The following is an 8,231-nucleotide window of genomic DNA, read 5'->3' as shown; positions in this document are numbered from 1 at the left end:
TCAGGCCGATTTCGAGCGGATCAACCTGACCCTGAGCACGCCCAGGGATCCGTTGACCGACATGGTGCGCCGGAACATGATGGCCGGCTACCGAATGGTCGACGACGCCTTGGCGAGCGGGCTGGACCCCTTCGAGGTCGGACACTCGCAATGGCTGCTGGAGCTCAACACCTGCGTGCTGTGTGGCCAGGATGTGGAGAGGCGCCGTGAGTTTTCCGCTCACATCGCCTCGACCGAGAAGCGCTTCTACGAGCAGCACGATGCCGGCATCGGCGGTTTGATGGAATGGCTTGCGCATCACCGAGACGACAACGTCTGGTTTCGCGCGGCCGGTGTCTATGTTTATATCCTCAGTCGGCCACAGCTCTTCATCGAGGGCAACCACCGCACCGGCTCCCTGATCATGAGCCACGTCCTGGCGCGTGAAGGCCAACCACCCTTCGTGCTGTCCGTCGAAAACGCCAAGGCCTATTTCGACCCCTCCACGCTGGTGAAGGACGCACGCAAGCACAGCCTCGGCATGCTGTTCAGGATGCCGAAGCTCAAGAAGCGTCTTGCACGCCTGCTGAAGGGCAACGGCGCGGCCGAACATCTTGTCCCTGCCGCCTAACGAACCCGGCCGGAGGGCGCGCTCGGCCCCCGGGAGCGTTGGCAACCCGCACATGTCGCTCCGCCGATTCGGATCGAGAGTATTCCGCGGGCGACGACAAACCCTCCGGATCCGCCCTGATCGATGCCGCCTCGGCAGCCTCTGCATCGCAGCCCGATCACACAATTGAAACAGAACTGCCTTATGTTGCAGTGATTCGGTCGTCCCGTGCGGCCACTATCAGACTCGCAGGCACTCGACCCATGACCAGGACACCGACCTCTCGACAGTTGGAAAGGCCGATCGCGCAACTCGCTACCCTCCGCGAAGGTGCAGTCGAATTCGAACAGGCTTATGCCGCCGAGATCGAGAAGATCGAGCCCGGCCATCGCAACAGCGCTCGCAACTTCCTTCATTATCTGAGCATTCGGCAACACGACATCCGCAGTCTGCAGCAGGATCTCGGCGCTCTCGGACTGTCTTCGCTCGGCGTGCTGGAGCCCCATGCCTTGGCCAGTCTGAACTCGGTAATGGCCATTCTGGAGCAGCTCAGCGGCAAGGATTTCGGTCCTGCGCCGGAGCCGCCGGTCGATTTCCGTACCGGACCCTTGTTGCTTCGGGATCACACCCGAGCACTTCTGGGGCCCGAGCCCCGCGACCGCTTCGTCCGCATCATGGTGACCATGCCGAGCGAAGCCGCCTCGGATGCGCAACTGGTCCAAGATCTTCTCGTCGCCGGGATGGATGTCATGCGCATCAACTGCGCCCATGACGGTCCGGATGCCTGGCTCGCGATGGTGGAAAACCTGCGCCGTGCGGAGCGGATCGTCGGGCGCAACTGCCGCGTGCAGGCCGATCTGGCCGGTCCGAAGCTCCGCACGGGCGCCATTCGGGCAAGCGGGCGGGTGAAACGACTGGCGCCCGCTCGGGATGTCTTCGGTCGCATCGCAAGACCCGCTCGCATTTGGCTGACGACGGCGGCCGCGGCCGAGCCGACCCCCGACGATGTCCGCTTCACCCTCCGGATCGAGTGCGGTCTGATCGCACGGCTCGCTGTCGGCGATTGTCTTGCTCTGACCGATACGCGCGGTCAACACCTTGAGCTGAAGATCGTCGAGACGCTCGGTCAATCATTCATCGCCGAAAGCGAGCGGACCGTCTACATTCAGGACGAAACCCCGGTGACGGGCCTGCGCGACGGCAAGTCGATCGGGGAAGGGCGCATCGTCGGGATCCCCGAGGTGATCAACCCCATCTGCCTCCTGCCGGGCGACACACTGATGTTGACCCGTCACGACGAACCCGGTACGGAGGCCGAGCGGGACGCATCCGGTCGCATCGTCGCTCCGGCACAGATCCACTGCGCCCTCGATGCCGCGTTCGAGCAGGTCGCGCATGGGCACCGAGTCTGGTTCGACGACGGCAAGATCGGAGGGCTCGTCGAGGAGAACGACGGCCAGCGCATCCGGGTCAGAATCACCCATACCGGTCCACACGGCGCGAAGCTGCGCGCCGAGAAGGGCATCAACTTCCCCGACACCGCGCTCGAGATGTCTGCCCTGACCGAGAAAGACCTCGAGGACCTGCCGGCAGTCGTCAAACTCGCCGACATGGTCGCCCTCTCCTTCGTCCGCGGACCAAAAGATGTCGAGCGTCTGCACGACGAACTCTACCGGCTCGGGGCCAACCGTCTCGGGATCGTGCTCAAGATCGAAAACCGTCAGGCCTTCGAGAACCTCCCCCGGATCCTACTCGCGAGTCTCAACTCGCCTCCCGTCGGGGTGATGATCGCGCGGGGTGATCTGGCGGTCGAGGTCGGCTTCGATCGACTGTCCGAAGTCCAGCAAGAGATCCTGTGGCTCTGCGAGGCGGCGCACGTGCCGGTGATCTGGGCCACTCAGATCCTCGAGGGCATGGCTAAAAAGGGAGCACCGTCACGCGCGGAGGTTTCGGACGCCGCCATGAGTATCCAGGCCGAATGCGCCATGCTCAACAAGGGGCCGAACATCGTCGAGACCGTCCGTTTCCTCGACGGCATCATCGGACGCATGGACGCGCATTACGTCAAACGACGGGCGACGCTGCGCAAGCTCTCGGTCGCGCAGCTCAAGTAGCTGCCGTCGAGCTGCCACGGCTGCGTGGAGCAAGGCTGTCCGCCGGTCGACATCGACGGGGTGCGACGCATGAGGCGTTGTAGTGGCCCGGAATCGACCTCGTTTGGGTCAACCATGGAGTAATATGAGACCGCGGCCGCTCGATCCGCCTGTCGTCGAGGCGCCACGACGAGCCGGTCCCGCCAATGACCTTCACGGATTCCGAGGTGATCCATGACGGAAGTGCCTGCCCGACTCGTGCGCGATGCTCGGCTCTTGTTGTTGGATTTCGACGGTGTGATCACGACCGAAGCGGAAGACGTGGCGCTGAAGGCGCAGACCCTATCGGTCTTCGCCGCAATCAGCACGCACTTCGGGGAGCGTGCACTCAAGATGATGCGGCTCGCGGGGCGAGCCATCTACGATGCGGGCGGAAGTCTCCAGCTCGGACCGCTCTTGTACCACACGGCCAAGCTGCTCAAGCCCGCCGATGACCCGATCGAGCCGACCCTCGCAAAGCTCATCCATGCCTGCACCGGGAACCTCGACTATCGCGGAATCAGCCGAGCAGGTGACCGAATCCGCGAGGGCCTGGATCGGCTGAGAGACCACGACATCGAGATCGCCATCTTGACCAACGGGGTCCGGGAGAACGTCTTCCGGGTTCTCGAGGTGAAAGGGCTTACGGAAATGTTCCCGGCCGAGCACGTCTTCGATGCAATCTCCACTCGCGACAAGAAGGACAAGCTGCACCCGAAGCCGGATCCGCAAGGCTATCGCTTCGTGCTCAAGGAGCTGGGTGTCGAGCCCCCGTTCTGTATCGTCGTCGACAACAGCCGCAAGAATGTCCGAGCGGCGAAACGCGAGGTCGGATGCGGCGGCGTCGTCTATATCGGAAACAGCCTCAAACGGAAGGACCGCGGGGTGATCGACCACCTGACGCCATCCTTCGAGCGGCTTATGGCGGAGGTTGCCGATGTGCTGCGGGGCGGGGACTGAGGGGTCGGCTTCCAGCCTCCAGCCTCGCCGATCCGGCCTTATCGGCTAGAGTTTCGGCTCGTCGGGATGCATCCTTCGGCCGCTTCGCTTTTCAGGAGCCGGAATCGCCGTAGAAGACATAGCTGGTCGAGTAGTCGCTGATCTCGAAGTAGACCGATTTCTCGCCGCCGTCCTGGATGCCGTTCAGATTCAGATCAAGCACCCCGAAGCCGAAGCGATAGGGTCGCGTACCCGAGCCCTGAGTTGCACCGGCCGTCGTGAGCTTGTCGATCTTGATGAAGCGCCTGACCAGCTTCTCTCCCGCATAGACTTCGAGGACGCCGTTTGCCCCGGTCCAATTCTGGAGGGTCCGCCCGAACTTGTTTTGGGTCTCCTGCGTGCAACCGACGACCAGCAGACTGGCCGCCACACCCAGCGCAATCCCGGAAAATGCATTCGATTCGATCACTTGGGCAATCCTCGATCCGTTCTACTTTCCGGAATCGAGCTCCTGAAGAATCAGGGAGACCGCCTTCGCACTGAGGGGTATATACCCCAGCTTGGAGGCATCCGCCTGTCCGTCGGTGAGCGCGTAGCGCACGACGTCCCGCATCGCCTGCGATTTGGCATCCCCGCCGGAGCGCATGACCAACCAGGACAAAGACAAGATGGGATAAGCGCCCGCACCTTCCGGGTCGCTGAGTTGCGCGGGGTCGAGCTTCGCCCGAAAGGCCTCGATCGCCGACCGGAACGACTCACTCCCGGCCGAAACAAACTCGCCTTCCCGATTCTCCACCGATGCCATCTGCATGCCGGGCAGGTGGGCGTAGGCATACTGAACATAGCCGATGGCACCGACCGTCGCCCGAACGAAGGCCGCCACACCGCCGTTTCCGTGGCCGCGGATCAGACCGCCTCGCTCCAGCAACAATGCGGGCCATGCCGGCGACTGGCTCTCTCCCACCTGCGTCGCGAACGCCTCGCTGATCGCACTCAGATGCCGGGTCATGACCGAGGTCGTCCCGCTCGCGTCCACCCGCGTCACCACCACGATCGGCAGATCCGGGATCTCGACACCCGGATTGGCCGCAAGAATCAGCGGATCGTTCCAACGGGCGATCGAGCCGAGAAAGATGCCGGCGAGGGCCTCGCGCGAGAGCCTGAGCCCGTCGATTCCCGGAAGGTTGTAGGTCAAGACGACCGCACCCGCCGTCAACGGGAGCTGCAGGACCTTGTCCCCTGCCCTTTGCGCCAGCTCACCGGTCAAGGGTTGATCGGATCCCGCGAAATCGAGCCGTCCTTCGATGAAGCTGTTGACGCCCGGCCCGGAGCCGATCGGCTGATAGTCGACCTGAATGTTCGGATGCGCCAGGAAATAGTCCCGGAACCAGCGCTGATAAAGGGGGGCGGGAAAGCTTGCCCCCGCACCGTTGATCTTGATCAGGTCCGAAGCCAAGGATGGCGCCCCGAAGGATGCGCAGACCAGCGCGCCGAAGGCCAACGTCAGGACGCGCAGGACAGGAGACAAGGGCATCTGGGGGTTCCTCTCGATGTTCGATCTGGTCGGTGTTTGGTCCGGTCGGCATCCGTTGCGGACGCCGTGTCGGGACGCGAGCGTGCGCAACCTCAAGCCTTTTTACCCTCGCCTCGGTTGGCCTCGAGGATCCGCGCAAAGCGCTCGGGGTCCTGCTTGAGCATCAGGACGTAATCCTCGACGAGTCCCTGCCACCCGAACCCGCCATGCGCCTTAAGCTTGAGGAGCCCGATCAGCAGCAGCTTGGATGCGGCGCGTAGCTCGCGATCCGAGCCTTCCTCGTACCACTCGACGAGCTCCTCATAGAGCGCTTCGACCTTCTCGAGGGGTGTTCTCCGATCTGTTTCTGTCATGTGCTACCTCAAGTAGGCGCGTTCGGGAGATCGGAGGAGCGCCGACTCCATACCCGGGCCCGACCGCTCGACCTCACGCTCGGCCGGCAGGAATAGGAATGCCGGCCGGCGGAGAACCCGTCAGGGCGACTACAAGGGTACAAACGACCTGGGCGAGAAGTCCGACGGAGGCGGCACGAAGAGGTCACCACCGCCGAGATCCCGGACCAGGTAGTCGACGAATCATGTTCAACTTGCACTGATGACGAACACGCCCGCGCAGATCAACAACACGCCCAAGGTGCGCAGCAGGGTGACCTGCTCTCCGATCAGAAACCCAACCAGCAACGCCAAGGCGAATCCCAGACCTTCCAACGGGTAGGCCTTGCTGACGTCCCAGCGCGCCAGCACCCACAGCCAAACGACAGCGCCGAGGGTGTAGAGCGCGAAGCCGCCGATGATGGCGGGATTGAGCATCACGGCCCCTGCCACGTGCAATGCAGCGGGCTTCGCCAACGCCGCCTTGACCGCGACGCTCGACATGCCTGCCTTGATCAGAAACTGGGCGGCGACGGAAAGCAGAACACAGCCGATCGCAGCAATTGTCGTGTTCATCGGTTCATCCACTCACCATTTCTTGGTCACGATCGCAGGGGCAACACGATGGCGTTCTTGACGCTTGGCGCGACCGAGCTTCGGGATCTTGGACAGAGCCTTCGAGGAGTAGGCTCGCAACGCGGCCGGGCACTCGAGACCGGCCGCCCGATCGGCCGCGACATACTCGCGCTCATCCGAGGACGCATCGACTAGGCCCAACACCGGCACTCCGCCCGCAACCCGAGCAGGCTGTCGCGCCTTCTCCAGGATTGTCGCGAGGATCTGCGGCACCTCGAAAACAGCGCGGTTCTCGATCCGGCGCACCCTGGCTTGATACTCGGGTAGGTTCCGCGTGATGTCCTCGACCGCTGCGTTGATGGACCGAAGACTGTTTCGCACGACTCCCAGGCCATGTTCGCGCACCCACTCGGTATTCCAGCGCTCCTGCGGCATGGTCCAGGCATTGCGGGTCACGATCACCGGGAGTCCCTGGTGAACGGCCTCGCTCAGACTGCCCGGTCCCGGTTTGCCGATAAAGAAATCGGCCAGCCGCATCCATCGCGCAACCTCGGTCGTGAAACCGACCACGACACGCGGCGCCTCCGTCGGCAGAGCGCGGAGCTCCGCTGCCAGCGCCTCGTTGCGACCGCACATCAGAATCAGAGGGGTCTTGGGCAGACGAGCGGCGATGCCCTTCATCGCCCGGGAGCCGGTGCCGCCGAACAAGACCAAACCGGTCGGCGTCGCCGCATCCAAGCCCACACGCTGCCGCTCTTCGGCCCGTGCGATGGGGGCCTGCGCATAGAACTCCGGGCGCAGGATCATCCCGCTGCTGCGATGCACGCGGTCCGGCGAGCAGCCGGCGGCCACAGCCTGCGAATATGCGTAGTCGGTCCCGCACACCAGGTGTTGGGCGAGGCCCGGCTCGATCCAGAAGTGCGGCGGGTGGTCGGCCATGTCGGTGAGCACCGTGACGAAGGGTACGCCGGGGTCGGCCAGCACCAAGCTGTCGTGCAGCGCTCGGTTGAAATTCGGGATCAGCGAAACGACGAGATCGGGCCGGGTCGTTCGCCAATGCAATGCCAACCGCTGCACCATGAGGGCATGCGTCCAGCGGATCATGCCTTGCAGAAGTTTCAGCTCCTGCGCCAGGCCGAGCGTAAAGCCGGTGGCCAAGCGCCGATTGTAGATGTCCTCGGGCTCCATCCCGGTCACCCGCCGAAAGTACCCGAGCGGGTCCAGAACCTGCGTTAGGTTGACCTTGCGCACACGCCAGGGCAGACCCTGATCATTGATCGCCTGCTCCAATGCGAGCGCCGCGGCACGATGACCACCCCCGGCGTTGAACCAGATCAGATCGACGGTCGTCATGAGGGGACTCGCCGAGCGCTACGGCAACGGCGAGGGGATCTGTGGTGTTCAGCCAGCGGGAGAAGAGTCACGACGCAAGGTTCCTGGCGGCTGGACCACAGTCGGTCAAAGTGTCCAGGATTATCGACGGTTCCGGTGACAATCGTGTGACGCCCGCCGAGGCCAGATCCGATCCCGTGCAATCGACGCGCGAGAGGCATGCCATCCCGATCCGCGATCGCGAATGGGCCGGTTTCAGAACCGGTTTCAGACCTGGCCTCAGACATAGAGCGGCGCCATGCGCCGCCAATCGTGGCCGCGGTGCGCACGGCCGTCCCACACGTGCAGCGCATGCCAAATCCCTTTCGCCCAGAGCAAGTGGCTGAACCGGCGATTGTGATCGAAAAATGGATCTTCGTTGCCGACCACCAAGGTGATGTCCATGCTGCGCAGGGCACCAAGTCGGTTTGGACAGTCGAGGTTCGCGAGGAACTGAGCGGGGCTGTGGAAGTAGATCAGCTCGTCGCGGTGACCGCTGAACAGATCACGGAAGCAGTCCACCTCATAGGTCACCATTTAGCTGACCCCGATCAATGGCACGACCTCTTTTCTCGCACCGAAGCACGCGTGTGTCGGTCGGGAAGTGCCACTTTGGTACCGCCAACGCGCCCGCGGTTCTCGTTGAAAGGTCGCGGATTGACTCCGATCCGCGCCAGTCACCCTTCTGGATCAAGGCGATGGGGCTGCTCCGTCGGGAG

9 protein-coding genes are annotated in these 8,231 nt (G+C 63.5%); 3 read left to right on the top strand and 6 right to left on the bottom strand.

All coding sequences use genetic code 11. The annotated features are described in order from the left end of the window. The 3 genes from VLR48_RS02665 to VLR48_RS02655 form a co-directional block, all read left to right on the top strand. Positions 1–610 (top strand): hypothetical protein (locus VLR48_RS02665; RefSeq protein ID WP_325290293.1); only part of this gene is annotated, 610 nt, incomplete at its 5' end. 242 nt (positions 611–852) lie between these two features. Further along, positions 853–2,703 (top strand): pyruvate kinase, encoded by a 1,851-nt coding sequence (locus tag VLR48_RS02660; protein ID WP_325290292.1) that lies wholly within the window; start codon positions 853–855, stop codon positions 2,701–2,703. 213 nt (positions 2,704–2,916) lie between these two features. Further along, the gene (locus VLR48_RS02655) at positions 2,917–3,681 is read left to right on the top strand and encodes an HAD family hydrolase (protein ID WP_325290291.1); all 765 of its coding nucleotides are present in this window, start codon (positions 2,917–2,919) and stop codon (positions 3,679–3,681) included. A gap of 91 nt (positions 3,682–3,772) precedes the next feature. Here the strand turns inward: VLR48_RS02655 and VLR48_RS02650 are convergent, their stop codons facing one another. The 6 genes from VLR48_RS02650 to VLR48_RS02625 all read right to left on the bottom strand — a co-directional run bounded on the left by VLR48_RS02650 (position 3,773) and on the right by VLR48_RS02625 (position 8,049). Further along, a complete protein-coding gene (locus VLR48_RS02650) occupies positions 3,773–4,129 on the bottom strand; it encodes a hypothetical protein (RefSeq protein ID WP_325290290.1) in 357 nt (118 codons plus the stop codon). A 21-nt stretch (positions 4,130–4,150) separates the two neighbouring features. Beyond that, positions 4,151–5,194, bottom strand: a complete 1,044-nt coding sequence (gene pstS / locus VLR48_RS02645; protein ID WP_325290289.1) for a phosphate ABC transporter substrate-binding protein PstS — start codon at positions 5,192–5,194, stop codon at positions 4,151–4,153. 92 nt (positions 5,195–5,286) lie between these two features. After that, a complete protein-coding gene (locus tag VLR48_RS02640) occupies positions 5,287–5,547 on the bottom strand; it encodes a hypothetical protein (protein ID WP_325290288.1) in 261 nt (86 codons plus the stop codon). 228 nt (positions 5,548–5,775) lie between these two features. Continuing rightward, positions 5,776–6,141: an EamA family transporter gene (locus tag VLR48_RS02635; RefSeq protein ID WP_325290287.1), complete on the bottom strand. Its 366-nt coding sequence runs from the start codon at positions 6,139–6,141 to the stop codon at positions 5,776–5,778. 12 nt (positions 6,142–6,153) lie between these two features. Continuing rightward, positions 6,154–7,494 carry a galactosyldiacylglycerol synthase gene (locus VLR48_RS02630; RefSeq protein ID WP_325290286.1) on the bottom strand — a complete coding sequence of 447 codons (1,341 nt, stop codon included), beginning with the start codon at positions 7,492–7,494 and terminating at the stop codon, positions 6,154–6,156. 258 nt (positions 7,495–7,752) lie between these two features. After that, positions 7,753–8,049: a hypothetical protein gene (locus VLR48_RS02625; RefSeq protein WP_325290285.1), complete on the bottom strand. Its 297-nt coding sequence runs from the start codon at positions 8,047–8,049 to the stop codon at positions 7,753–7,755. Positions 8,050–8,231: the final 182 nt, after the last annotated feature.

The organism is Thiocapsa sp., assembly GCF_035467215.1.
Lineage (GTDB): Bacteria > Pseudomonadota > Gammaproteobacteria > Chromatiales > Chromatiaceae > Thiocapsa.
Note: the sequence above shows the minus strand (reverse complement) of the source record. Positions and strands in the feature narration are given on the sequence as shown.